The organism is Microvirga makkahensis (genome assembly GCF_009830105.1).
Lineage (GTDB): Bacteria > Pseudomonadota > Alphaproteobacteria > Rhizobiales > Beijerinckiaceae > Microvirga > Microvirga makkahensis.
In genome coordinates, this window is record NZ_WURB01000001.1 from 300,567 (window position 1) to 325,470 (window position 24,904).

A 24,904-nucleotide genomic window follows, 5' to 3' on the forward strand; every position below is an offset into this window, starting at 1 on the left:
TACTGAACCGGATCACCGTCACAAGGCCGGAATTGAGCTGGGAGAGGCTGGTGAGGATGGGGATACGGAAAGGGGCGCGTGGGAACGGCGGTGAGCCCGGCGCTCGTTGCGCCCGATTGGCCGCCCGGGGTCCTCGTTCATGACAAAGCGTTAATGCGCCGCCGCTTCCAGCAGGCGCGCGGCTGCGGCGCGGGCTTCCTCGGTGATCGTCGCACCGGCGAGCATGCGGGCGATCTCTTCGCGGCGGGGAGCTGCCTCCAGAGGAACTACGCGAGTCGCGACCCGATCCTCGGCGCCGTTGATGCCCTCCTTGGCGATGAGGAAGTGGCTTTTGGCGCGGGCGGCAACCTGAGGGGCGTGGGTCACGGCCATGACCTGAACCCGCTCCGCAAGGCGCGCGAGTCGCTGGCCTATGGCGTCCGCCACCGCGCCGCCGACGCCGGTGTCGATTTCGTCGAACACGAGCGTGGGGGCCGAGCCCTTGTCCGCCAGCACGACTTTCAAGGCCAGCATGAAACGCGAGAGCTCGCCACCCGAGGCCACCTTCAGGAGCGGGCCCGGACGGGTGCCCGGGTTGGTCTGCGCCCAGAATTCCACGCGTTCGAAGCCCGCTGGGTCACGGCTCGCCTCGTCGGTCTGGATTTCCGTGATGAAGCGGGCTCGCTCCAGCTTCAGGGGCGGAAGCTCGGCCTGCACGGCTGCGTCGAGCGCCTGAGCGGCGTTCCTGCGGCCTTTCGAGAGCTTCCGTGCGGCCGCGAGGTAGGCCTGATCGGCCTCCTTGAGCACCTTTTCCAGCCCGGCCAGATGCTCCTCACCGGCGTCGATCGCGGCGACATCCCCTTCGAAGCGCTGGCGCAACGCCGCGAGCTCGTCGGCAGGCACGTCATATTTTCGGGCGGCGGCGCGGAGCGCAAAGAGGCGCTCCTCGGTCTGTTCCAGCTCGCGGGGATTGTATTCGGTGGCGCGGATAGCCTCCTCCAGAGCGGCGCGAGCCTCGTCGATCGCGACGAGCGCGGCGTCGAGGGCCCTGACGCTGGGCTCCACGAGAGCAGGCGCTTGGGCACCGCGACGTTCGAGCTTGCGCACGGCGGCCGAGAGCTCCGGAATAGGCGATGCGGTGCCCGCAACGGCCTCATAGGCTTCGTTGAGATCCTGGGCGATCTTCTCGGACTGCATCATGACGACCCGGCGCTCGGCCAGGGCCTCCTCCTCGCCCGCCTGCGGGTTGAGCGCAGTCAGCTCCTCCACCGCATGGCGCAGGAAATCGGCCTCCTTGCGGGCTTTCTCGATCCTGCTGCGATGCTCCTGAAGGGCCGCGCGGGCGTCCCGCACGCGTCGGGCGGCCTCGGCGACTGCCTGAACTTCGCCGGAAAGTCCGCCGAAGGCATCGAGAATGGCCCGGTGGCTGACGGGATCGACGAGCGCGCGGTCATCGTGCTGCCCATGGATCTCGACCAGAGTTCCGCCGATGGCCTTGAGCACTTGGACGCTCACCGGCTGATCGTTGACGAAGGCGCGGGTGCGCCCGTCCGCCAGCTGGACGCGGCGAAGGATCAGGTCCCCGTCCACGTCGATATCCGCTTCACGGGCGATGCGGCGACCCGGGTGTTCCATCGGGCAGTCGAAGACGGCCGTAACCTGCCCCTGAGACTCCCCGTGGCGGACGAGGCTTCCATCGCCGCGCCCGCCAAGGGCCAGAGCAAATGCATCGAGCAGAATGGATTTGCCCGCGCCCGTTTCGCCCGTCAGGACGGAGAGCCCCTCATGGAAATGAAGCTCGAGCCTGTCGATGAGGACGATGTCGCGTATCGCCAGCTGGATCAGCATGGAATGTGAGGCTTACCCCGCCCGCTGACCGACTTGGGGAACGCCTCGGAACGCCTTGCTGATCCAGGACTGGGAGTTCTCCCGCGGCTCCACGCCGCCCTTGGTCAGCAGGGCATAGGCGTCCTTGTACCAAGGACTGTCAGGGAAGTTATGGCCGAGCACGGCAGCAGCGGTCTGCGCCTCGCTGACGATGCCCATGGCCATGTAGGCCTCGGTGAGACGCTGGAGCGCCTCCTCCGTGTGACGGGTCGTCTGATAGCGCGAAACCACATTGCGGAACCGGTTGATGGCGCCAGGATAATTGCGCTTCTGAAGGTAGAAGCGGCCGACCTCCATTTCCTTGCCGGCGAGCTGATCGCTGGCCACCTGGATCTTCTTCTTCGCGTCCGTCACGTACTCGGATTGCGGATAGCGCTGGATCAGATCCTGCAGCGCGGCGATGGCGCGCTCGGACGCCGCCTGATCGCGGGTGATGTCCGGGATTTGATCGTAGTAGGACGAGGCCATCAGGTATTGCGCATAGGCCGCATCGGGAGTGTTCGGGTGCTGCTGCAGGTAACGCTTGGACGCCGTGATCGCCTCCTCGTACAAGCCGCCTTCGTAATTGGCATAGGCTTCCATGATCAGCCCTTTGCGCGCCCATTCCGAATACGGATACTGGCGGTCCAGGCTACTGAATTTCTTGGCAGCGCCTTCGAAATCCTTCTTCTGGATCCTCGCGAGACCATCGTTGTAGATCTCTTCGGCCGGAACGTCGGCGACAATCTCCGGCTTGTAGGCATCGCTCTTGTCAAAGGGGTTGATCGACGACAGCGTATCGCAGCCCGCAACCGCCAAACCACAGGCGCCAACCAGCAGCGCGCGTCCAGCAGCGGCTCTCAAGCTCAAGTAAACCTTCGCGAAAGACATGCTTCGCGGTCCTCCAAAATCCGTGCCCGGTGATTTTTGACGATGCACCGGGGTTCTTTAACCTATGCAGGGGGCAAGAGCCAACCCCATCCGAAGGGCTTTACCCAGTTGGATGGTGCAAAGGCGCCTGAAATCGTGCGGCCAAAGGGCGCTTGACGGGTCTTTTCGGCAGGAAGGTCTTAGTGGATCTCGGACGCGAAGGCCGTCATGGCCGCGCTGCCCACCTCCGCATAACCCGGCTCGCGGCGCGGAATTGCATCCACGACAGCGTAGTTCGAGCGGCTCGAGAACAGAGCCTCCAGTACGGAGAAATTCAGGCGGTGGCCGCCGCAATAGGAGCGATAGGTGCCGAGCAGCGGCAGCCCGGCCAGGGAGAGATCGCCGACCGCATCGAGCAGCTTGTGGCGCACGAACTCGTCGCTGTAGCGCAGACCCTCGGGGTTCATGATGCCGTCGTCACCAATGGCGACCGTGTTCTCGAGGGAGGCGCCGAGGGCGAAGCCTGCGGTCCACAGCTTCTCCACGTCGCGCATGAAGCCGAAGGTGCGGGCCCGGGAAATCTCGCGCCGGAACACGGAAGGGCTGAGATCGACGGCCTTGCGCTGCCGGCCGATCACCGGGGTGGGGAAGTCGATTTCAACGTCGAGACGGAAGGCGCGCTCGTTCGGGAGAAGCTCGGCGAAAGCATTGCCCTGCGTCACACGGACCGGCTTGAGAACCTTGAGGTAGCGGCGGGCAGCGCCCTGGGCGACAATGCCGACCTGGTCGATCGCATCGATGAAGGGAGCCGAGCTGCCGTCGAGGATCGGCACCTCCGGCCCGTCGATCTCGACGAGCACGTTGTCGATGCCGAGACCCGTGAGAGCTGCCATGAGATGCTCGATGGTCGCCACGGCTCCGCTCTCGCGATCGCCGATCACGGTGCAGAGCTCGGTTGCGGTCACGGCCAAGTGGCGGGCGTCGATCAGGCGGTCGTGACCTCCCGACAGGCCGGTGCGCAGGAAGGCAATGCCGTGGTTCACCTCCGCCGGGTGGAGGATCATCTTCACCTCGTCCCCGGAATGGACGCCGATGCCTGCAAGCGTGACGGCGGCGCGGAGCGTGGTCTGATGGCTTTGCTTCATTATCTTTGAACCTCGAACCTGATCACAGCTTTTGAGATCCGCTGCGCGATGCGTTCGCTGTAACTGTTTTGACTGGCGGGATCGAAGTGGACCTCGCCCTTTCGACAAGGGGAACATAGTCGCCCGCTCAGGCTAGGCCAAATCACGCTTTTTTACGATCTGTTACAAACTCGGCAATTTTTAAGCCTTTGTTAACAAACGACTTTACGTAAAAAGACCCCGGCCGTGGGAGCGGCCGGGGTCTCACTTTGTAGTAATTCAAACTAGGCTAGTTGGCCTGGCGGCGGAGGAAGGCCGGAATCTCCAGCTGGTCATCCTCCATGCCCCGCTGTGACGGGGCGTGAGCGGGACGCGGCGCCTGGGGCGCCGGGCGGCGAGCGTACTCGGCATGGACCGGGGACATCTGCTGACGGGGAGCCTCTTGGCGCGGAGCCGGCTCCGCAGGAGCGTGCTGAGGCTCCTCGCGGCGGCCGAAGCCCATGGTGGCCAGGCGCTGGATCAGGGACGGCTTATGCTCCTGAACCGGGTCGATCTCGCCGCGGCTGGCGCGGATCTGGTTCTGAGCCGGGATCGGCAGCTCGTCGATCCGGGGCATCCGCGCCGGACGCATGGCACGCTCCGCCTGCGGCGGGATGAAGCTCTGGTCCGCGGCGGGCTCGTCATAGACGGGCTGCTGAGGAGCCGGAGCCTCGTAGGCCATGGCAGGCTTGGGCTGAGCCGGCGTCAGGATCACATCGTCGCGGACCACGGGCTGCGGAGCCGGCTCGATCGCCTGGGGAGTCGGGGCCGAGGCCGTGTGCGCCTCTGCCAGGATCTGAGCCGCCTTAGCCGGCTCGGCCTGGGCGGAGCGCAGGGTGGGAGTGGCCTGGCTCTGCGTGGCGCGAGCCCGGGCCTCGGCCCGCAGGCGTTCGGCAACCTCGGAGATCCGCTGCTCGGTCGCGGAGAGATCTCCCGAATTCTCCATGATGGCGTGATCGATGCCGGTGGCGACGACGGAAACGCGGATAATGCCCTCCAGGCTCTCGTCGAAGGTGGCGCCGAGGATGATGTTGGCATCCTGGTCCACTTCCTCGCGGATGCGAGTGGCGGCCTCGTCGAGTTCGTAGAGGGTGAGGTCGTTGCCGCCCGTGATCGAGATCAGCAGGCCGCGGGCCCCCTTCATGGACACATCGTCCAGGAGCGGGTTGGCGATGGCAGCCTCGGCGGCCCGGATCGCGCGCTTCTCGCCGGAGGCCTCGCCCGTGCCCATCATGGCCTTGCCCATGCCGCGCATGACCGAGCGCACGTCGGCGAAGTCGAGGTTGATGAGGCCTTCCTTCACCATCAGGTCGGTGATGCAGGCCACGCCCGAGTAGAGCACCTGGTCTGCCATCGCGAAGGCATCGGCGAAGGTGGTCTTCTCGGTGGCGACGCGGAAGAGATTCTGGTTCGGAATGACGATGAGGGTATCAACGGCCTGCTGCAGCTCGGCGATGCCGGCTTCGGCAAGGCGCATGCGACGCACGCCCTCGAACTGGAACGGCTTGGTGACGACGCCGACCGTGAGGATGCCGAGCTCGCGGGCTGCGCGCGCCACGACCGGAGCCGCGCCCGTGCCGGTGCCGCCGCCCATGCCGGCGGTGATGAACACCATGTGGGAACCGGCGAGCTGATCGCGGATCTCGTCGATCACCTCTTCGGCGGCTGCGCGGCCGACTTCCGGCTGCGAACCTGCGCCGAGGCCTTCCGTGACCTGGATGCCCATCTGGATCACACGCGGGGCCTTGGAGGAGGCCAGCGCCTGCGCGTCGGTGTTCGACACCACGAACTCGACGCCCTCCAGACCGGACTCGATCATGTTGTTCACGGCGTTGCCGCCGGCGCCGCCGACACCGAAGACAGTGATGTGCGGCTTGAGTTCCCGGATATCCGGAGCTTGCTGATTGATTGCCATGACCTGTGCCTCTTTGGCCTTTAGACTGATAGCGTTTGGCCGACGCTTACCCTTGTTGACTTTGAACTCCCGCGATGACCCGCCGCGCCATCACGTTACGCTTTAAAAACTGTCGCGAATCCACCGGCTCACCCGCGAGAAGTAGCCGTCGGTTCCCGTACTCTGGAACAAGCCGCTCGAACGCGGCTCGAAATACTCGATATGCGCCACCTGGGGGTAGACCAGGAGGCCGACCACCGCCGAAAAGGCGGGGCCCTTCGCCGCCTCCGGCAGACCCTTGATGCCGAGCGGGCGCCCGACACGAACTTGGCCCTGCAGAATGCGGCGTGCCGTTTCCGGCAGCCCAACGAGCTGGCTTGCGCCGCCCGTCAGCACGACGCGCCGTCCGGCCTGGGCTGCGAAGCCCGCGTTCCTCAGGCGATCGCGCACGAGTTCGAGGATTTCCTCGACCCGCGGCTTGATGATGCGAACGAGGTGAGACTTCGGCAGATGATTCGGAACGTCACGTTCATCCTCATCGACCTGGGGCACCGCGATCATGTCCCGGTCATCCGCGCTCGAGGTGATCGCGGAGCCGTAGAGGGTCTTGAGCCGTTCGGCGGCCGAGACGCGGGTCGTGAGACCGCGCGCGATATCCATGGTCACGTGGTGACCGCCGACGGCGATGGCATCCGTGTGCACGAGATGCCCGTTGGAGAAGATGCCCACGCTCGTGGTGCCCGCGCCCATGTCGACGACGGCGCAACCCATGTCCGCCTCGTCGTCCACGAGAGCCGACAGGCCCGACGCGTAGGGAGATGCGATCACCGCCTCGATGCCGAGGTGGCAGCGCTCGACCGCCAGCATGAGATTGCGAGCTGCCGCGGTTTCCGTGGTGACCACGTGCAGATCAACCCCGAGCTGCTCGCCGATCATGCCCGCGGGATCCACGATGTGGCTCTGCGCGTCAAGCGAGAAGCCCGTCGGCAGCGCGTGCAGGACCGCCCTGCCCCGACGCAGATCGTAAGACGAGGCTGCATCGAGCACGCGGTGAACGTCGCCGTCGTTGACGGCGCCGCGCACGGGAACATGTGCCTCGAAATGCTCGGAGGCGAGGCGGCCGCCGGTGAGGTTCACGATCACCGACTGGATTTCCACCTTCGCCATCCGTTCGGCCGCGTGAACGGCCTGACGGATCGAGGTTTCCGCCGCTTCCAAATCAACGACGACGCCGCCCTTCAAGCCTGCGGAGCGCTGATGGCCGATGCCGAGGATGCGCGCCACATGAGTGCGGCTGCGCAACGATTCGACTTCATCGGACGGCTTCAGCTCCGCCACGACGCAGACCACCTTGCTCGTTCCGATGTCGAGGACCGACAGAATGGCGCTCTTGCGTGCGGATAAAGGCTTGAGACGCGGCGTTAGCCCGTGACCCGAGAGACTCATGTATCGACCCCCTTGCCGCGCATTGGTTTCTTCTTGAGCGACTCGGCGCGGGCCAGAGCCGCCTCCTCCGTGAGACGCACGACGATCCGATCAGCCATGCGCAGATCGATTGCGAGCACGTCCTTTTCCAGAATCTTCTGTTCGTTCTCGAGCTTCACGAGACGGGCCAGCGCATGGGCTGCCCCCTTTTCCGGGAGGCGGACGTCCATGCCGTTGTCCATCTTGAGCGTCCAGCGGCGACCGGCGACGAGAGTGCCGGCGCGAATGCGCTCCTTGAGAGGACCGGCCGCGTCGAGGAGCGCGAAATATTCCTTGCTCCGGACATTGGCGTTCTCGCCCACCACGAAGGGGAGATTGATGTAGCGCTCGTCCTGCATCAGATCGATCACGGTGCCGTCCGAGGCGATGACGAAGAGTTCACCGTTGTTCTGCCAGATGGCGTAGGGCTGGCGCTCGGTGAGCGTGATCACGAGTTCGTTGGGATAGAGCTTGCGCACGGCGGCGCTCGCGATCATCGGAACACGCTCAAGGCGTTCGCGAAGCTCGTTCACGTCGAGGAAGGGCAGCGACAACTTGGAGTCGAGCCCGCCAGCTGCCAGAACCTCGGTCTCGCGCATCTCGGCGATTCCGGAGATGGTAATTCTCTCAAGGCCGAGCCCGAGCACACGCGCCAGTGCATGGTGCGGCTGACCGTGCTCTCGGATGAAGGTGTCGAGATGCCCGCCCTGCCAGAGGCCTAGGGTCACGACACTCGAGAGGAATCCCAGGGTGAGCCAGGTACCCAGATAACGGGGAATGCGCTTCTCGAGCGGAACGCCCGAGGAACGACGCCGGACACTCCGCGAGGAGCCGAAGAATTTTCCGATTCGGGGGGGCTGCCTGTCGGAGGCAGCGCGCGTCGCAACAACGGCGGCCGGATAGGCCGTCATCGATTGCAGGTAGCGTCCTCCACCATCCATTGCACAAGCTCGCCAAAACTATAGCCCGCATGGGCTGCGATTTCTGGCACCAAGCTCGTCTCGGTCATGCCGGGTTGCGTGTTGACCTCCAGGACAACGAGTTCCCCGGTCCCTCCGGGCGTGTCGTCGTACCGCAAGTCGGCGCGGCTGATTCCCCTGCAGCCGAGCGCTTGATGCGCCGTTAACGCCAACTCTTGGACCTTTTGGTAAATATTCGGTTTAATTTCTGCCGGGAGCACGTGAATGGAGCCTCCCTTCACATACTTTGCGTCGTAATCGTAGAAGACGCCGGTCGCCGGACGGATATCGATGACCCCAAGCGCCCGGTCGCCCATGACCGCGCAAGTCAGCTCCCGGCCCGCAACATAAGATTCCACAAGGACTTGCTCGCCGAAGGCCCAATCGCCCCTGAGCAGTTCCTGAGGCGGATGGGAACGGTTTTCGCGGACGATGATGACGCCCACGGAGGACCCCTCGCATACCGGCTTGATTACATAGGGAGCCGGCAGAACGTGGCTTTTGGCCGCCTCCAGCCGGTTAACGACCACTCCCTTCGGCACGGGCACGCCGGCCGCCGCCATGACAACCTTGGCCTTGTCCTTCTGCATGGCGAGTGCCGAGGCCAGAACGCCGGAATGGGTGTAGGGGATTCGAAGAATCTCCAGGAGTCCCTGGATGGTGCCGTCCTCGCCGACGCGGCCGTGAAGGGCGTTGAACACCACGTCCGGGGCGGTGGCCTGGAGCACGGTGGCGATGTCGGGCTGCACGTCGATGGGAGTGACCTTGTACCCCTGCTCCTCGAGAGCCTTGCAGCAGGCCCTTCCCGTCGCCAGGCTGACTTCGCGCTCCGCGGACCAGCCGCCATAGAGAACGGCAACGTGCTTGGCCATGACATGCTCCTCGAATTGCAGCCGGCCTGAGTGAAACAGCCGGGTGTTAACAAAGTGATTCGGAACTATTCCCGAAACAGACCGACGCGCTTGATCTCCCATTCGAGCTCCACGCCCGACATCTCACGAACCCGGCGGCGCACCTCCTCGCCCAGGTCCTCGATATCGGCGGCCGAGGCGGAGCCGTGGTTGATCAGGAAATTGCAGTGCATCTCGGAGACCTGCGCGTCCCCGATCCTCAAGCCCCGGCACCCGGCGGCATCAACCAGCTCCCAGGCCTTCCGGCCCGGAGGGTTCTTGAAGGTCGAACCGCCCGTGCGAGTATTGACTGGCTGAGTGGAGGAGCGTGCCTCCGTGATGGCGTTCATCTCGGCCAGGATTTCGTCCGGATTGCCGGCGCGGCCTTCGAACAGCGCCTCAGTAAAGATCACGTCGTCCGGCACGCCCGAATGGCGATAGGTGAAGCCCATCTGTGCGTTGGCGAAGGACACCAGCTCGCCGGTGCGGGTCACGCCCTTGGCCTCGACGAGCACGTCCTTCGTCTCGCCACCATAGGCCCCGCCGTTCATGCGCAGCGCCCCGCCGATGGTGCCGGGAATTCCGCGCAGGAACGAGAGCCCCGCGATGCCCGCTTCCGCCGCCGCGCGTGCCACCTTCACGTCGGGAGCGCCGGCGCCGGCACGAACGCGCAGGCCCGGCTCGACGGCCACTTCGGCAAAGCCCTTGCCCAGCCGGATCACGACACCATTCCAGCCGCCGTCGCGGATGAGCAGGTTGGAGCCCAGGCCCACCACGAGCACCGGAACCTGCGCATCGAGACGCTGCATGAAATAGGCGAGGTCGGCTGTATCGGCAGGGGTGAACAGCACCTGCGCGGGGCCGCCCGTGCGGAACCAGGAGAGTGGAGCCGTCGGTGCATTGGCCTCCAGCCTGCCGCGCAGTTCCGGCATCGCGGCCCTCAGGTCGGGAGTGATATCCGCAAACATCAAGCCGCCTTCTCGCCCAGCGCCTCGAGCTCGCCCGGCAGCGCATAAGCCCATTGGGTGATGTTGCCTGCGCCGAGGCAGATCACGTAATCGCCCGGCTTCGCGACGCCCTTGATGAGGCCTGCGAGCTCCTCGGACTTTTCGAGCGCCATCACGTTACGGTGGCCGCGCGCCTTCAGGCCCGAGACGAGCCCATCGCGGTCGGCACCGGGTATCGGCTGCTCACCGGCCGCATAGACCGGAGCGACGATGACGGAATCCGCATCGTTGAAGCAGGTGCAGAACTGGTCGAAAAGCGACGACAGGCGCGAATAGCGGTGCGGCTGCACGACGGCGATCACCTGACCATCCGTCGAGGCGCGCGCGGCCTTCAGCACGGCCGCGATCTCGATGGGATGGTGCCCGTAATCGTCGAAGACCGTGACGCCGTTCCACTCGCCCGTGCGGGTGAACCTGCGCTTCACGCCGCCGAAGCCTGCGAGTGCCTTGCGGATCGCATCAGGGGACACGTCGAGCTCATGCGCGACGGCGATCGCCGCTGTCGCGTTGAGCGCATTGTGCGCGCCGGGCATGGGCAGAACGAGATCCTCGAGTTCGAGCCGGAATCCGGGGCGGCGGTCGCGGATCATCACGCGGAAGCGGTTCTGGCCGCCGCGAGAATCCACGTCCATCAGGCGCACGTCGGCCTGCGGGTTCTCGCCGTAGGTGATGATGCGCCGGTCCTCTATGCGGCCCACGAGATCCTGCACGGTCGGGTGATCGATGCACATCACCGCGAAACCGTAGAACGGTATCGAATCGATGAAGGAGCGGAAAGCTTCCTTGATCGCATCGTAGGTGCCGAAGTGATCCAGATGCTCGGCATCGATGTTGGTGACGATCGCGACATCGGCGGGAAGCTTGAGGAAGGTGCCGTCGGATTCGTCCGCTTCCACCACCATCCACTGGCCGTCGCCCATGCGGGCATTGGTGCCGTAGGCGTTGATGATCCCGCCGTTGATGACGGTCGGATCCAGGCCGCCGGCATCGAGGAGCGTTGCGACGAGGGACGTCGTCGTCGTCTTGCCGTGGGTGCCCGCCACCGCGACGCAGGATTTGAAGCGCATGAGCTCGGCAAGCATCTCGGCCCGGCGTACGACGGGCAGGCGCTTCTCGCGGGCGACGACCAATTCCGGATTGTCGCGCTTGATCGCGGTGGAGACCACGACGATCTCGGCATCCTCCACGTTCTCGGCCTTGTGGCCGATGAAGGTCTTGATGCCCTTATCTGCAAGACGCCTGACATTGTAGTTGTCGGCCGCATCCGAGCCCTGAACCGTGTAGCCCAGATTGTGCATGACCTCGGCGATGCCCGACATGCCGATGCCGCCGATACCGATGAAGTGAATGGGACCTAGCTTCGGCGGCAGTTTCATGACGGCGTTCCGTTCTCGTTGATTCGTATCAGGTTGAGGATGGCCTGAGCCAGTCGCTCGGCCGCATCCGTGATGCTGGCGCTATGTGCGGCGGCGGCGGCTTTGGTCAAGCGGTCAGGCTGCTGAAAATAGGAAGATATTTCGGCAGCCAAGCGTTCAGGGGTGAACTGAGATTGTGGGAGAACGATGGCAGCGCCCAGATCACCAAGGGTTTTGGCGTTGGCGGCCTGGTCCTGATCGAGGGAGCCCGGCAGGGGCACGAGGATCGACGGGCGGCCGATCACCGCAAGCTCGGCGACCGTCGAGGCGCCGGAGCGGGAGATCACCAGATGAGCCTCCCCCAGACGCCTGGGCAGGTCCGTGAAGAAGGGCTCCGCCTCGAACTTGACGTCGAGACGCCGGTAATGGCTGCGGACACGCTCCAAGTCCTCTCCCCTCGCCTGCTGGGTAATGACGAGACGATCGCGCAGGTCCTGCGCCAGAAGCTCGATGGCGGGCGGCACTACATCGCTCATCACCCGGGCTCCCTGGCTGCCGCCCACGACAAGGAGGCGCATCGTCCCGTCCGGCTCGAGCGGCGCATAGGTCTGCTTGGCCGCCTCCAATACCGCCGGGCGGATCGGATTTCCGGTCTGAATCACTTGACCCGGCACGCTCGTGGGAATGCCCTTGATGCTAGCGAAGCCCGTCGCAATCAACGACGAACGGCGCGCGAGCAGCCTGTTGGCCCGGCCCATCACGCCGTTGGCCTCATGGATTGCCGTCGGCACCTTGAGGAGCGACGCGGCGATGACGGGCGGCACGGTGGGATAGCCGCCGAAGCCCACGACCGCGTCCGGCTTCAGCTGGCGAATGACGGCCATGGCCCTGAGCGTGCCCTGCGCCAGGAGCAGCGCCGCCTTCGCCATTTTCGGCACGGAACGGCCGGAGGGTGTCGCGGAGGGAATTTCGATGATCTCGTCCGCCGGGAACGAGCCCGCATAGGCATTGGCCCGCTTGTCGGTGGCCAGAACCACGCGGCAGTCGGAAGCCCTGAGCGCGTTGGCGAGCGCCTCGGCCGGAAAGAGATGGCCGCCAGTGCCGCCGGCAGTGAGAAGGACGAGAGGCGCTTTCATCAACGCTGCCAATCCTGGTTGAAGTGCTCCATCATCTCCGCACGCGGACGGCGGCGGGTGAGCGCGATGAGGAAGCCCATGCCGAGCGCCAGCGACAGAAGGGAGGAACCACCATAGGAGATGAAGGGCAGCGTCATGCCCTTGGCCGGCATGAGATGAACGTTCACCATCATGTTGATGGCGGCTTGGAGGCCGAACATGAGGATGAGTCCCGTCGCTGCGAGGCGGCAGAACGTGTCCTCGCTGCGGCGCGCGAGCATGAGGCCACGCAGCACGATGAAGGCGAAGAGCACGAGCAGAGCAAGGCATACGACGATGCCGAACTCCTCCGCCGTCACCGCGAAGATGAAGTCGGTATGCGCGTCGGGCAGGATGCGCTTGACCGTGCCCTCGCCCGGGCCGCGTCCGAGCCAGCCGCCGCGCGAGAAGGACTCCATCGCCATATCCACCTGGAAGGTATCGCCGGAATCCTTGTCGAGGAAGCGCTCGATGCGGGCGCGCACGTGAGGCAGAAATTCATAAGCCGCGACAATGCCCACGAGGCCCGCGCCGCCGAGTCCCATCACCCAGAACCAGTGCAGGCCGGCCACGAAGAAGAGGCCGCACCACACGATGGTAACGAGCATGGTCTGGCCGAAATCGGGCTGAAGGATGAGCGGAATGATAGTCGCGGGAAGGATCAGCAGCGCGAGCAAAGCGCCAGGCATGTCCTTGCGCCGCGCCCCTTCGGAAAAGGCCCAGGCGGCGAGAACCACGAAGGCGGGCTTTACGAATTCGGAGGGCTGAATGCCGAGCGGGCCGACCATGATCCAGCGATGCGCGCCCTTGATCTCCGGCCCGAACTGGAAGGCGAGCCCGATCAGCACCATGCTTCCGACATAGACCAACAGGGCGAGGCGGCGGATGTGGCGAAGAGAGAGGAACGACACCGGCAGCATGATCAGGAGCGCCGGGATCAGGAACATCACCTGGCGGTTCACGAAATGGAACGTCGAAAGCCCCAGGCGCTCCGCCACAGGGGGGCCGCCCGCCATGAGAAAGACGAGCCCCGCCAGCATGAGAACGGCGAGCGCGGCCAGCATCAGCCGGTCGACGGTCCACCACCAGTCGCTGAAAACCGAGCGTTCCGCGCGCGAAACCATCGTCAAACCCCCTTGGCCTCGAGGCCCGGTAATGACCGGACCAGTTCGCGGAAATGATCTCCGCGAACTTCGTAATTCGGATATTGATCGTAGGACGCACAGGCGGGCGACAGCAGAACGACCGCCGGACCATCCATTGCCGCGGCATCGGTTGCCGCCTGCTCGACGGCCATCTCGAGCGTATTGCTGCGAACATGAGGAACGTCGCTGCCGAGCGTCCGAGCAAATTCTTCCGCCGCCGCACCGATCAGGTAGGCCTTGCGGATCCTTGGAAAGTATTGCTTCAGCGACTCGATGCCGCCTTCCTTCGCCTTTCCGCCGAGAACCCAGAAGATCTCGTCGAAGGACCTGAGCGCCTTCTCCGTGGAATCCGCATTGGTGGCTTTCGAATCGTTGATGAAGAGCGTGTGTCCGATGCGCCGGACCTCCTCCATCCGATGAGGAAGGCCGGGAAAGCTGCGCAGTCCCGAGCGGATCTTATCCGGAGACACGTTCAGGGCCAGTGCCACGGCGACCGCCGCGGCAGCGTTCTGGGCGTTATGCGCTCCGCGCAGTGAGCCGATCCCCGACAGATCGGCTACGGGAGCGGTATCGGGCCCGTTCGCTCCGACGAGCGTTTCGCCGTCAGCGAAAACGCCCTTCCCGTCGATTGGATCGACCGACACCAAGGCGACGTTCAGGCCGCTTTCCTGGCAACGTTGAGCGATCGACCGACTCATCGGATCGTCGACGCCGATGACCGCGAGGCCCGCCTTCGACACCAGCCGTTCCTTGATCGCCGCATAGTTCTCCATCGTCCCATGCCGATCGATGTGATCGGGCGAGAGATTGAGATGAACGCCGATCGTTGGCGCGAGCGACGGTGCGAGATCGATCTGGAACGAAGAGCACTCGATCACGTGGATGCGCTCGTCGGACGGCGGCTTCAGCGAGAGAACCGCCGTGCCGATATTCCCACCCATCTGCACATCACGGCCCGCTTCGCGCAGGATGTGCGCGATGAGCGCAGTCGTCGTGGATTTGCCGTTGGTGCCGGTGATCGCGACGAAGGGCGCATTCGGCGCGCTCCTCGCCCGCTCGCGGCAGAAGAGCTCGATGTCGCCGACAATCTCGACACCAGCCTGTACGGCGAGTTTTGCCGACCAATGTGGCTCGGGATGGGTCAGAGGGACACCGGGCGAGAGGACGAGCGCCGATACCGGCGACCAGTCGAACCGGCGAAGGTCGGCCGTCTCGATGCCCTCGGCGGCAGCCTCGGCGATCTTCGCGGGATTGTCGTCCCAGGCGATGACGCGCGCGCCTCCCTCCTTCAGGGCGAGCGCCGTTACGAGGCCCGACCCGCCGAGGCCGAAGAGGGCGAGAGTTTTGCCGGAAAAGATCGTGACGGGCGTCATTCGTTCACCGCAGCTTGAGGGTCGAGAGGCCGACGAGGGCGAGGACCACGGCGATGATCCAGAAGCGGATCACGACCTGCGGTTCCGTCCAGCCCAGCTGCTCGAAGTGATGGTGAATCGGCGCCATCTTGAAGACGCGCTTTCCCGTGAGCTTGAACGAGGCGACCTGGATGATCACGGACATGATCTCCAGCACGAAGAGGCCGCCTACGATGGCAAGCACGATCTCGTGCTTGGTGGCCACTGCGATGGTGCCGAGAAGGCCGCCGAGAGCGAGCGATCCGGTATCGCCCATGAAGATCTGGGCGGGCGGCGCGTTGAACCAGAGAAAGCCGATGCCCGCGCCGATCAGCGCTCCGCAGATCACGGCGAGCTCGCCGGTGCCGGGCACGAAGTGAATCTGCAGGTAATTCGCGAAGATCGCATTGCCGGCGAGATAGGCGATGAAGCCGAAAGTACCCGCCGCGATCATCACCGGCACAATGGCCAGACCGTCGAGTCCATCCGTTATGTTCACCGCGTTGCCCGCGCCGACGATCACGAATCCTGCGAAGATGACGTAGAACCAGCCGAGATTGAAAATCAGATCCTTCGAGAAGGGCAGTGCCAGCTTATGGGCGAGGCCGGGAGCCTCCACGTAGGAGATGGCTATGCAGGCAACGGCCGCGATGACCGCCTCGATCGCGAGGCGCGACTTGCCTGAGAAGCCCTTGTGCGACTGTTTCGTTACCTTCAGATAATCGTCGTAGAAGCCGATGGCACCGAAGCCCACCGTGACGAAGAGCACGATCCAGACATAGGGATTTGCGAGATTTGCCCACAGCAGCGTCGAAACCAGCACGCCCGCCATGATCATCAGGCCGCCCATGGTGGGCGTCCCGCGCTTCGTCAGCAAGTGCGATTGTGGCCCGTCCTCGCGAATCGGCTGGCCCTTACCCTGACGTACACGCAGCAGGGAGATGATCGCCGGCCCGAACAGGAACACGAACAGCATGGCGGTGGCCGTCGCGCCCCCGGTACGAAACGTGATGTAGCGGAAGATATTGAGGGGGCTGAAAAAGGGGCTGAGCTCAGCCAACCAGGTCAACATGGAGTATTTATCCTTTCAGCGCGTGTGCCGATGGGCTCGCGCCGTAACGTTCTTTCAGATCCTTGACGACTAGGGCCATCTTCATGCTGAGCGAACCCTTGACGGTCACGGCATCACCGGGGCGGATCGCAGCGCAGACCGCATCGATGAGTTCCACCGAGGTGTCGGCGTGCAGCGCCACCTTCGCCTTTGGAAGGCGCTCCACCAGGCTCCTCATCAATGGCCCCGCCGCGAAGACGAGATCGATCCCATTGGCTTCGACCGCTTCGGCGAGTTCTTCATGAAGGCTAGGGCCCCTCTCGCCGAGTTCCTTCATGTCGCCGAGGACGGCAATTCGCCGCGCCTGGCGGCCCAATTCCACGGCTCCCAGATTGGCGAGCGCCGCACGCATGGAAGCCGGGTTTGCATTGTAGCTTTCGTCGATGAGGAGTGCCTGACCGTCACCAATGGACAACATGGTTCGCTCGCCGCGGCCCACGGGAGGCCTCAGGTCCGGGAACGAGAGAGCCACCCGCGCGAGGTCCGCACCAAGGGCATGGACGGCGGCGAGCACACTCAAGGAATTGAGCGCGATATGCCGGCCTGCGGTGCCAATCCGATAGGTGACGAGTTGTCCGAAGACCCGGGCTTCGACGATCGATTGATCGGGCTTCACGAGGATGCGCTCGGCGCGGATATCGGCGGCCTCGTGCTCGCCGAAGGAAATGACGCGGCCGGCGGCCGAGGCCAGAGCATGGGCCTTCAGGCGCTCGAAATAGGGGCTGTCGCGGTTGATCACCGCCGTGCCGCCGGGCTCGAGTCCTGAGAAGATTTCGCCCTTCGCATCGGCGATGCCCCAGAGCGATGGGAAGAACTCCATATGCACCGGCTCGATGGTGGTGATCACGGCCACATGCGGGCGGACCATCGCGGTGAGCGGCAGAATCTCGTAGGCATGATTCATGCCGATCTCGAAGATCCCGAATTCCGTCTCGCGCGGCATGCGCGAAAGCGTGAGCGGCACGCCCCAATGGTTGTTGTAGGACGCCACCGATGCGTGAGTCGCTCCCAGCCGGGAGAGCGCAAGGCGCATGGCCTCCTTCGTGCCGGTCTTGCCGACCGAACCCGTGATTGCCACGATTCTGGCATCCGTGCGCCTGCGTGCCGCGCGGCCCAGCCGGCGCATGGCCTCGAGCACATCGGGCACCACGATGAGCCTGTCCGTTTGGAAGGCAGGAGCCTTTTCTTCTGAGACGACTGCGCCCGACGCGCCTTTTTTGAGAGCGGCGGGCACGAAATCGTGGCCGTCATGCACATCGCCCTTAATGGCGAAGTAGAGATCGCCCGGCTCCAGGGTACGCGTGTCGATGGAGGCCCCCGTCGCCTCGCGAAAGCCGCCGCCGACGCGGGCGCCGGTGGCGGCCACGATCTCTTCCAAGGTCCATAAGGGCGAACTCATCCCTGCCTCTCCGCAATAGCTGCCCGGACCTCATCGTGATCCGAGAAGGGCAGGGTCCGGTCGCCGATGATTTGGCCCGTTTCATGACCTTTGCCGGCGACGACGAGAATGTCTCCTCTTCGGAGCTCCTTCACGGCCGTCCGGATCGCCAGTGACCGGTCCCCGATCTCACGGGCGCCGGGGGCACCTTTCAGCACCTCGGCCCGGATCGTCGCCGGATCTTCAGAGCGAGGATTATCGTCCGTCACGATGACGAGATCCGCCTTCTCGGCGGCGATGTGCCCCATGAGCGGGCGCTTGCCGCGATCGCGATCCCCGCCGCAGCCGACGATGCAGACGAGACGTCCCTTCGCGAACGGACGCAGCGCATCGAGCACGTGAGCCAGAGCATCGGGCTTGTGGGCATAATCGACGATGCAGATGGCGCCATCGACCTCCCCCACCTGCTCCAGACGGCCGGAGACCCCCTTGAGCGTCCTGAAGCCACCGAAGACCTCGGCGGCCTTCCCCTCACCTTCGACGGACAGGACTAACCCGGCCGCCAGGAGCGCGTTCTCGACCTGGAACCTTCCGAGGAGCGGTAGAGTCGTTTCGAACCTTCTGCCGAACGCCTCGATGGTCAGGGCCTGCCCGAGTCCCTCGGGGCGGGCTTCGACGAGACGAAGCGTCTCGCCTATGCTCCCGGTGGTGATCATCCTCAGGCCGCGCTTGCGGACACCCTGCTGAAACACATCCGCATAAGGTCCGTCCGCATTGATGATTGCGGGCGCATCGGCGGGCAGGAGAGTATCGAACAGGCGCAGCTTGGCCGCCGCATAGGCCTCGGTGGTGCTGTGATAATCCAAATGATCGCGGCCGAGATTGGTGAAGCCCGCCGCGCTCAGTCGCACTCCGTCGAGCCTCCGCTGATCGATGCCGTGGGAGGATGCCTCCATGGCGAGGCGCGTGACGCCGTCCTTCGCGAGCTTGTCGAGCGTCCGGTGCAACGATATCGGATCGGGCGTCGTTAGCGAGCCATAGGCCGCACCGTCAGAGGTGATCACGCCGAGGGTACCGAGGCTCGCGGATCTATGACCGAACGACGCGAAGAGCTGGCGCGTGAAATCGGCCACGGAGCTCTTGCCGCTCGTACCCGTGACCGCAACGACCTTCTCCGGCTGCAAAGGATAGAAGCGGGACGCCGCGAGCGCGAGAGCCTGCCTCACATCGCTTACCCTGACATAGCCGACATGGCCGGGCAATCCGGAAGGGCGCTCCGCCTCTCCGACGATCGCCACGGCCCCGGCGGCGACCGCCTGGGGCACGAAGCTCATGCCGTCCACCTTCGTGCCCGGCACCGCGAAGAACACGCTGCCCTGCCCTGCTTGCCGGCTATCGGAGGCGATGCCGGTCACCGACAAAGATGCTTCCGGATGCCCTTCGGCCTCCGGAAGCAGATCGCTCAAATCAATTGTGCTCGTCATTATCGGATGCCCCACGCGTTGAGGCGAGACATGAGAGGGAAGGGTTGCACCGGTGGCTCGAAGCGCGGAGGAATGCCGAGCAGAGGCGCGACGCGCTCGATGACGTTGCCCGTCACCGGCCCAGCATTCCAACCCGCAGTGGAGAAACCGTATGTGCCTTCGACCGCCTGCGGCTCGTCCATGATGGTCAGGAACACGTATTTCGGCTTGTCGGAGGGGACGATGGCCGTGAACGTGGTGAGATTCTTATTCTTGGAATACCGGCCGTTGATGACCTTTTCCGCGGTGCCCGTCTTGCCACCCACAAAGAAGCCCGCAATGGCGGCCGTCGATGCGGAACCTGCCGGGTTGGAGGCGTTGAGGCGCATCACGTAGCGCATAGCCTCGCTGGTTTCAGGCTTGAGCACCTGCAGAGCCCCCTTGCGAGCTTCCTCCTCATCGCGCTTGAGGAATGTCGGCTTGATGAGCACGCCGCCGTTCACGAGTGCACCGACCGCCATGAGCGCCTGAAGGGGAGCGACAGCGAGACCGTGCCCGAAGGCGATGGTCATGGTGTTGAGCTCGCCCCAGCGCGGCGGGATGATCGGCAATGCGCTTTCGGGCAGCTCCGTTTCGAGGCGCGTGAGCTGTCCCATCTTGCGCAGAAACGCCTTGTGCCCTTCGACACCGATGCCGAGCGCCATTCGCGCCGTCCCGATGTTGGAGGAATGGATGAACACCTCCGGCGTGGTAAGAATGCGACGCGTGGGGTGATAATCGCCGATCGTGAACCGGCCATAACGCAACCCCGATCGGGCGTCGAAGGTCGAATTGATGTTGTACTTGCCGGAATCGAGCGCCATCGCGACGGTCAGCGCCTTGAAGGTCGACCCCATCTCGAAAACACCGACATTGAGGCGGTTGATGCGGTCCTTTTCCAGAGCATCGACGGGGTTGTTGGGATCGTAATCGGGAAGCGAGACAAGGGCGATCACCTCGCCCGTGTTCACGTCCATGATCGCGCCGGCAGTCGCCTTTGCCTTGAACTTCGCCATCCCCTTCATCAGCTCGTCGCGCAGGGCGTGCTGCACGCGCAGATCGATGGAGAGCTGCACGGGCTTCAGATCCGCGGCGGAAATGTTGAAGCCCGCACCGTTGAGGTCCTGCAGGCCCATACTGTCAATGTATTTCTCAATGCCAGCGATGCCCACGTTGTCGACATTGGCGAAGCCCAGCACGTGCGCCGCGGCCTCCGCGTTGGGATAAACGCGCTTGTTCTCGGGCAGGAAGCCTACGCCCGGGATGCCGAGACGATGCACTTCGGCCTGCTGGCGCGGTGTGATCTCGCGCTTAACCCAGACGAACCCTCTTTTGGTGTTGAGCTTGTTGCGAAGCTCGGTTGCGTCAAGATCGGGCAGAACGGCGGTGAGCAGCTCCACCGCCTCGTCCTTGTCGACGATGTTGCGCGGCTCCGCGAACACGGAGACCATCTTCACATCCGTGGCGAGAATATCGCCGTTGCGGTCCACGATGTCGGGACGGGCCGCGGAAATCTCTGAGGACGCAGCGCGGCGCACCTCGCTGGTATTCTCGCTCGTCACGGCGAGTTGCACGAGGCGTCCACCGATCACGGTGAAGAGACCGGCGAAGCAGAGGGCCGCCAGACTCACACGCGACGTGCTTTTGTCGAGGCGCAACCGGAACAGCTCGCTGGCATAGGAGTAGATCCCCCTTTTGGGCGGAGGGCTCTTCGCTTTCAGTTCAAGTTGAGGCTCGTGCAGCACGGGGGTTACCGTCTCGGGGTTTGCGTCGACAGGATTCGGGCTACGTTGCTTGTGTCCTTCGGCGTCGCCGTCGGCTCAAGCAGACCGAGCGCTTCGAGCTTGCGGCCGATCTCGTCCCCGCGTTCCGGGCGATCCGGCAGATCGGACAAGCGCGCCAGCTGCTGAATCTTCAAAGGTTGGAGATCGAGATGCTGATCGGCAGCCACCTGCAGACGATCCGGCCGGTCGAGATATTGCCATTCCGCCTGCAGCACGGCGATAGCCTCGCGTTCGCGCTGCACCTTCGATTTCAGCTTCGCCACCTGCTCGGCATAGTAGATCGTGTCGTATTTGATCGAATAGGCATAGCCCGCCGACAGGATCAGGGCGGTGATCGCGACAATATGGAGCAGCTTGGTCATCGGCGCCCTCCTCTTTTCTCCGCGGTCTGCGGCAACTCGGCCAACATGGTGATGGCACTCAACGGTTCCTGCGGCGGCACGGCTGTACGAGCTCCTGCTCGGAGCTTCGCCGAACGCGCACGGGGATTGCGCGCCATTTCCTGCTCGCCGGGACCGACGGGGCCCTTCGTAATGGCCTGAAAGGTTGGCTCCGCGGCAGCGAGCGTCGGCATGTGGCGCGATCCGCCCGGCGTGCGTCCGGTACGGGCTGCGAAGAATTGCTTCACGATCCGATCTTCCAACGAATGGAAAGTGACGACGACGAGCCGACCGCCGGGCTTCAGTATGCACTCGGCCGCATGCAAGGCACGCACCAATTCACCCAGCTCATCGTTGACCGCAATGCGAAGGCCCTGGAACACTCGCGTCGCTGGATGGATGCCGCCCGGCTCCTGGCGGATCAGCGCCGCAACGAGATCGGCGAGCTGACGCGTCGTCTGGAACGGCTCTCTGCGGCGCGCCTCAATGATTGCGCGAGCAACGGCCCGGGCACGGCGCTCCTCTCCATAGTGATAGAAGATATCCGCGAGTTCGGCCTCTGAGGATTCATTGACGATGTCGGCGGCGCTTGGCCCCTCCCGCTCCATGCGCATGTCGAGCGGACCATCGTTGCGGAACGAGAAACCGCGCTCCGCCTGATCGAGCTGCATGGACGAGACACCGATATCGAGAACGACGCCGTCGACACTCTCGAACCCCTGCCCCCGCGCGATCTCGTCGAGATCGCCGAAGCGGCCAGGCACGAGCATCAGGCGCTTCTTGAATCGTGCAGCCAACGGCGCGCCTCCCGCAATAGCGTCGGGGTCGCGGTCGATGGCAATGATCTTGTTCTGAGGATGAGCATCGAGAATGGCGCGGGAGTATCCGCCCGCACCGAACGTGCCATCGATGAATACGCCGCCGCGTTTTACATCGAGCGCACTGCACACCTCTCCCAGGAGCACAGGAACGTGACGGGTCGGTCCGCCAGCGGCTCCGGCTCCTGGGCCGTCGCCGCGTCCCATCATTGCTCCCGCACTCCTGGTGAGGTGTTCTGTACCATACGTGGCTCCATGATCCGGGTTCCCAACACCTTCTTCAGGTCTCGGACCTTTGTGCGCGCCTCCTCCAAGTGCGCACGGAAACGCTCGGGCTCCCAAATCTGGAACTTGTGACCGAGTCCGACGAACGTCACCGTGTCGCCAATCCCGGCATGTACTTTTACTGTGTCCGTCAGGATGACACGCCCCTCCGGATCGACTTTGAGAATTTCGCTGGTCCCGAACAATGCGGTCGACAGCTGATCCCGTTCGTCCGAATAGGGCGACAGCGTCGACAAGAACGCATCGATCTCGTTCAGAAGCATATTGCCACCTGCGTCCAACGCCTGCGCATCGAGCGCAGGATGAACGTAGAGTCCCTCGAACCCGTCCCTGGCCAAGACGGCCCGGAAGGATGCGGGGATCGAGACGCGACCCTTCGAATCCAACTTGTTGGTGAAATTGGACACGAAGCGGTTCATTGGCCGCAGCTCGCAAGCTCCCGATTGTCAGCCCCCCAGCAGACCTCGACAGCCTGCCACCCGTTTCCGGCGCTAACGCCACTTTCCGCAGCAGGATGTCATCGCCTCTTGTGCGCTTGACGCCCTCTTCGGAAGACACCGTCGACGGGATAGTTTGGGATAACATGGGAGTATATGGGCGTCAACGGAACGGGGATGGAGCGCAAGCCTGGCGACGGGCACGCTCCATCAGACGCATTTAGGGTTAATGAATCGTAAGCGGGACAAGGATTTGGTCCGCTTTGTCGCAGTTTCGAGCCTGTGGAAAAAGGGTCAGCCGGCCTGTAAGCCGGGTTCTGTATGGCCCAAGGCCGAAGCCCTGGACGTGGCGGCCATTCCTCTGGGACGGTCATTACTGACCGCCTCAAGCAACCAACCCGGACGACCAGCCTGGAAGCAGGCCTGGCGCAAACGCCTGTCGTCCCTATTCGGTTTTGCTCCCGGTGGGGTTTACCGTGCCGTCCGCATTACTGCGTCCGCGGTGCGCTCTTACCGCACCCTTTCACCCTTACCCTGGCGGTCCGAAGACCCTTGCAGGGCGGTCTGCTTTCTGTGGCACTATCCCTGGGGTCGCCCCCGCCGGACGTTATCCGGCACCTTGCTTCCATGGAGCCCGGACTTTCCTCCCCGAGCAAGCTCGGAGCGGCCGCCCGGCCAGCTGACGATTGGGATGTGGTGCGAAATGGAGGTCCACGTCAAGGCCTGACGATCAATCGGCCGCAGCCGTGATCACCTTCACCTTCGCGCAATAGGCTCGAGAGGCTTTGGTCATGGCCGTCGTCCGGTGGCCGAACTGGTAGCGCAGGATCGTGCCGCAGGTGTCGCCCCCTGCGAGCTTGTAGGCTTGGGCGAGATACTTCAGCCCGTAGCGCAGATTGGTCTCGGCATCGAGCAACCCGGCAACACTGCCCTGATAACCCAGTGACTGGGCGGTCCGGTAATTGATCTGGGTCAGACCGATATTGGGGCCGTTGCGGGCGCCGGGATTATAGCGGCTTTCGAGGCGCACCACCGCATCGGCCAGCTCGTACGGCAAGCCGTTCTCCGACGCGAAGCGGACAATCAGAGGCTTGAGAGCGGCGGCCTTGGCTGCATTGGTCCGCGCCAAGCGGGAACGGACCGGCCGCTCTATGGGAAGGGAAGCCGTTGCTTCGACACCCGTGTCGTCCGATCCGCCCCTTTTCGCGGCATTGGTAATCCTGGCGCCCTTTTCAGATTTTGCCGCCTGGCCTGCGCCAGCGGTATCGACATCTTCCCGGCCAGCGAGCGCAGTGGCGGCTGCCCGCACCTCTTCGGCGTGAGCACGCGCGAGAGCGGCCGCTTCGTCGGGAGGAATGACATTGCCTTCGGCTCGGGCCTGAAGTGCCGGGATAGACAAGGCCGAGCTTACAGCCGCGACCGCCATGGTTCTCGATAAATACTGCCAAGTCATGACGAAACCCCAAATGGCACAGGTCGCGGAGAAGCGCTGGGTGGAGACCAAATAAGGCGAAGTTGTGGCCCGACGATCTCATTCCTGTTCAATTGACGTTCAAGCTAGACGTTCAAATGCATCGGCCCGAACCCAAGAAAGAGCGGTGGAATAGCCTGTGCGCCTTAACACACTTTTTTCTACAGCTCATTTGACCGACAAGGAACTTCTTCCACATGTCGGGAGTTGGCGTCAGCGTAAGGTCAAGCTAAGTAGAGTTGGGCAGCCTATAGCCCGCTAGATACAGGGAAGCCTCCATGAAGAAGATCATTACCGCGATTGCCGCCGGTGCTCTCACCCTCTCGATGGCAGCCTGCAACACTCCCGGCGAGCGGGCAGTCGGCGGTGCCGCTGTTGGCGGCCTTGCCGGCGCGGCCATCGGCGGCGCTGCCACGGGACGTGCCAGCGGCGCCCTTGCTGGTGCAGCCATCGGCGCGGCCGGCGGCGCAGTCGTCGGCGCAGCAACGGCTCCGCGTGGCCCGGCCTGCCCCTACGGCACGTATCAGGACATGTACGGCAACATCTACTGCCGCTAAGACCGTCCCGGAAAGCGGATTTGGGGGCCGAGTTCTTCTCGGCC

General features: G+C 64.1%; 21 protein-coding genes and 1 other RNA gene. 1 reads left to right on the plus strand and 21 read right to left on the minus strand.

Going from position 1 to position 24,904, the window contains the following annotated elements; genetic code table 11:
• Window positions 1-150: 150 nt before the first annotated feature.
• From recN to GR328_RS01555, 21 genes are all read right to left on the minus strand, one after another.
• Window positions 151-1,827: a DNA repair protein RecN gene (gene recN / locus GR328_RS01455; RefSeq protein ID WP_160882748.1), complete on the minus strand. Its 1,677-nt coding sequence runs from the start codon at window positions 1,825-1,827 to the stop codon at window positions 151-153.
• A gap of 12 nt (window positions 1,828-1,839) precedes the next feature.
• Window positions 1,840-2,736 (minus strand): outer membrane protein assembly factor BamD, encoded by an 897-nt coding sequence (locus GR328_RS01460; RefSeq protein ID WP_160882749.1) that lies wholly within the window; start codon window positions 2,734-2,736, stop codon window positions 1,840-1,842.
• A 179-nt stretch (window positions 2,737-2,915) separates the two neighbouring features.
• Window positions 2,916-3,860, minus strand: coding sequence for a UDP-3-O-acyl-N-acetylglucosamine deacetylase (gene lpxC / locus GR328_RS01465; protein WP_160882750.1), 945 nt, complete (start codon window positions 3,858-3,860; stop codon window positions 2,916-2,918).
• 268 nt (window positions 3,861-4,128) lie between these two features.
• Window positions 4,129-5,793 (minus strand): cell division protein FtsZ, encoded by a 1,665-nt coding sequence (ftsZ, locus tag GR328_RS01470; RefSeq protein ID WP_160882751.1) that lies wholly within the window; start codon window positions 5,791-5,793, stop codon window positions 4,129-4,131.
• Between the two features lie 102 nt (window positions 5,794-5,895).
• Window positions 5,896-7,218 carry a cell division protein FtsA gene (gene ftsA, locus GR328_RS01475; protein ID WP_160882752.1) on the minus strand — a complete coding sequence of 441 codons (1,323 nt, stop codon included), beginning with the start codon at window positions 7,216-7,218 and terminating at the stop codon, window positions 5,896-5,898.
• A complete protein-coding gene (locus GR328_RS01480; protein ID WP_160882753.1) occupies window positions 7,215-8,177 on the minus strand; it encodes a cell division protein FtsQ/DivIB in 963 nt (320 codons plus the stop codon). The genes ftsA and GR328_RS01480 overlap by 4 nt, the downstream gene beginning before the upstream one ends.
• Complete coding sequence (locus tag GR328_RS01485) at window positions 8,144-9,067, minus strand: D-alanine--D-alanine ligase (RefSeq protein ID WP_160882754.1); 924 nt, start codon at window positions 9,065-9,067, stop codon at window positions 8,144-8,146. The genes GR328_RS01480 and GR328_RS01485 overlap by 34 nt, the downstream gene beginning before the upstream one ends.
• A 65-nt stretch (window positions 9,068-9,132) precedes the next feature.
• The gene (murB, locus tag GR328_RS01490; RefSeq protein WP_160882755.1) at window positions 9,133-10,056 is read right to left on the minus strand and encodes a UDP-N-acetylmuramate dehydrogenase; all 924 of its coding nucleotides are present in this window, start codon (window positions 10,054-10,056) and stop codon (window positions 9,133-9,135) included.
• Complete coding sequence (gene murC / locus GR328_RS01495; protein WP_160882756.1) at window positions 10,053-11,468, minus strand: UDP-N-acetylmuramate--L-alanine ligase; 1,416 nt, start codon at window positions 11,466-11,468, stop codon at window positions 10,053-10,055. Before murC ends, murB begins: the two co-directional genes overlap by 4 nt.
• Window positions 11,465-12,583: an undecaprenyldiphospho-muramoylpentapeptide beta-N-acetylglucosaminyltransferase gene (gene murG, locus GR328_RS01500; RefSeq protein ID WP_160882757.1), complete on the minus strand. Its 1,119-nt coding sequence runs from the start codon at window positions 12,581-12,583 to the stop codon at window positions 11,465-11,467. The genes murC and murG overlap by 4 nt, the downstream gene beginning before the upstream one ends.
• On the minus strand, window positions 12,583-13,725 hold the full coding sequence (locus GR328_RS01505; protein WP_160882758.1) for an FtsW/RodA/SpoVE family cell cycle protein: 1,143 nt from the start codon (window positions 13,723-13,725) through the stop codon (window positions 12,583-12,585). The genes murG and GR328_RS01505 overlap by 1 nt, the downstream gene beginning before the upstream one ends.
• Before the next feature lie 2 nt (window positions 13,726-13,727).
• A complete protein-coding gene (gene murD, locus GR328_RS01510) occupies window positions 13,728-15,119 on the minus strand; it encodes a UDP-N-acetylmuramoyl-L-alanine--D-glutamate ligase (protein WP_160882759.1) in 1,392 nt (463 codons plus the stop codon).
• Window positions 15,120-15,123: 4 nt separating this feature from the next.
• The gene (mraY, locus tag GR328_RS01515; protein WP_160882760.1) at window positions 15,124-16,209 is read right to left on the minus strand and encodes a phospho-N-acetylmuramoyl-pentapeptide-transferase; all 1,086 of its coding nucleotides are present in this window, start codon (window positions 16,207-16,209) and stop codon (window positions 15,124-15,126) included.
• 7 nt (window positions 16,210-16,216) lie between these two features.
• Window positions 16,217-17,647, minus strand: a complete 1,431-nt coding sequence (locus tag GR328_RS01520; protein WP_160882761.1) for a UDP-N-acetylmuramoylalanyl-D-glutamyl-2,6-diaminopimelate--D-alanyl-D-alanine ligase — start codon at window positions 17,645-17,647, stop codon at window positions 16,217-16,219.
• Entirely contained in the window at window positions 17,644-19,110 is a 1,467-nt protein-coding gene (locus GR328_RS01525; protein ID WP_160882762.1) for a UDP-N-acetylmuramoyl-L-alanyl-D-glutamate--2,6-diaminopimelate ligase, read from the minus strand. Before GR328_RS01525 ends, GR328_RS01520 begins: the two co-directional genes overlap by 4 nt.
• Complete coding sequence (locus GR328_RS01530) at window positions 19,110-20,873, minus strand: peptidoglycan D,D-transpeptidase FtsI family protein (protein WP_425486997.1); 1,764 nt, start codon at window positions 20,871-20,873, stop codon at window positions 19,110-19,112. The genes GR328_RS01525 and GR328_RS01530 overlap by 1 nt, the downstream gene beginning before the upstream one ends.
• Before the next feature lie 5 nt (window positions 20,874-20,878).
• Window positions 20,879-21,274 carry a cell division protein FtsL gene (gene ftsL, locus GR328_RS01535; protein WP_160882763.1) on the minus strand — a complete coding sequence of 132 codons (396 nt, stop codon included), beginning with the start codon at window positions 21,272-21,274 and terminating at the stop codon, window positions 20,879-20,881.
• Complete coding sequence (gene rsmH, locus GR328_RS01540; RefSeq protein WP_160882764.1) at window positions 21,271-22,320, minus strand: 16S rRNA (cytosine(1402)-N(4))-methyltransferase RsmH; 1,050 nt, start codon at window positions 22,318-22,320, stop codon at window positions 21,271-21,273. Before rsmH ends, ftsL begins: the two co-directional genes overlap by 4 nt.
• Entirely contained in the window at window positions 22,317-22,814 is a 498-nt protein-coding gene (mraZ, locus tag GR328_RS01545) for a division/cell wall cluster transcriptional repressor MraZ (RefSeq protein WP_160882765.1), read from the minus strand. Before mraZ ends, rsmH begins: the two co-directional genes overlap by 4 nt.
• A gap of 308 nt (window positions 22,815-23,122) precedes the next feature.
• Window positions 23,123-23,515: RNase P RNA component class A (gene rnpB, locus GR328_RS01550), an RNA gene on the minus strand.
• A 47-nt stretch (window positions 23,516-23,562) separates the two neighbouring features.
• Window positions 23,563-24,258: a lytic transglycosylase domain-containing protein gene (locus GR328_RS01555; RefSeq protein ID WP_205789654.1), complete on the minus strand. Its 696-nt coding sequence runs from the start codon at window positions 24,256-24,258 to the stop codon at window positions 23,563-23,565.
• A gap of 323 nt (window positions 24,259-24,581) precedes the next feature.
• Here GR328_RS01555 and GR328_RS01560 point away from each other — a divergent pair, with 323 nt between their 5' ends.
• Window positions 24,582-24,860 (plus strand): glycine zipper domain-containing protein, encoded by a 279-nt coding sequence (locus GR328_RS01560; protein ID WP_134496465.1) that lies wholly within the window; start codon window positions 24,582-24,584, stop codon window positions 24,858-24,860.
• Window positions 24,861-24,904 lie beyond the last annotated feature (44 nt).

Coding starts and splice junctions, on each gene's coding strand:
- mraZ (WP_160882765.1), bottom strand. CDS start 22,814: ATGAACCGCTTCGTGTCCAATTTCACCAACAAGTTGGATTCGAAGGGT.
- GR328_RS01460 (WP_160882749.1), bottom strand. CDS start 2,736: ATGTCTTTCGCGAAGGTTTACTTGAGCTTGAGAGCCGCTGCTGGACGC.
- murG (WP_160882757.1), bottom strand. CDS start 12,583: ATGAAAGCGCCTCTCGTCCTTCTCACTGCCGGCGGCACTGGCGGCCAT.
- GR328_RS01525 (WP_160882762.1), bottom strand. CDS start 19,110: ATGACGAGCACAATTGATTTGAGCGATCTGCTTCCGGAGGCCGAAGGG.
- GR328_RS01520 (WP_160882761.1), bottom strand. CDS start 17,647: ATGAGTTCGCCCTTATGGACCTTGGAAGAGATCGTGGCCGCCACCGGC.
- GR328_RS01485 (WP_160882754.1), bottom strand. CDS start 9,067: ATGGCCAAGCACGTTGCCGTTCTCTATGGCGGCTGGTCCGCGGAGCGC.
- rsmH (WP_160882764.1), bottom strand. CDS start 22,320: ATGATGGGACGCGGCGACGGCCCAGGAGCCGGAGCCGCTGGCGGACCG.
- GR328_RS01560 (WP_134496465.1), top strand. CDS start 24,582: ATGAAGAAGATCATTACCGCGATTGCCGCCGGTGCTCTCACCCTCTCG.
- recN (WP_160882748.1), bottom strand. CDS start 1,827: ATGCTGATCCAGCTGGCGATACGCGACATCGTCCTCATCGACAGGCTC.
- mraY (WP_160882760.1), bottom strand. CDS start 16,209: ATGTTGACCTGGTTGGCTGAGCTCAGCCCCTTTTTCAGCCCCCTCAAT.
- murC (WP_160882756.1), bottom strand. CDS start 11,468: ATGAAACTGCCGCCGAAGCTAGGTCCCATTCACTTCATCGGTATCGGC.
- ftsA (WP_160882752.1), bottom strand. CDS start 7,218: ATGAGTCTCTCGGGTCACGGGCTAACGCCGCGTCTCAAGCCTTTATCC.
- GR328_RS01555 (WP_205789654.1), bottom strand. CDS start 24,258: ATGGCGGTCGCGGCTGTAAGCTCGGCCTTGTCTATCCCGGCACTTCAG.
- GR328_RS01480 (WP_160882753.1), bottom strand. CDS start 8,177: ATGGATGGTGGAGGACGCTACCTGCAATCGATGACGGCCTATCCGGCC.
- GR328_RS01505 (WP_160882758.1), bottom strand. CDS start 13,725: ATGGTTTCGCGCGCGGAACGCTCGGTTTTCAGCGACTGGTGGTGGACC.
- ftsZ (WP_160882751.1), bottom strand. CDS start 5,793: ATGGCAATCAATCAGCAAGCTCCGGATATCCGGGAACTCAAGCCGCAC.
- ftsL (WP_160882763.1), bottom strand. CDS start 21,274: ATGACCAAGCTGCTCCATATTGTCGCGATCACCGCCCTGATCCTGTCG.
- lpxC (WP_160882750.1), bottom strand. CDS start 3,860: ATGAAGCAAAGCCATCAGACCACGCTCCGCGCCGCCGTCACGCTTGCA.
- murD (WP_160882759.1), bottom strand. CDS start 15,119: ATGACGCCCGTCACGATCTTTTCCGGCAAAACTCTCGCCCTCTTCGGC.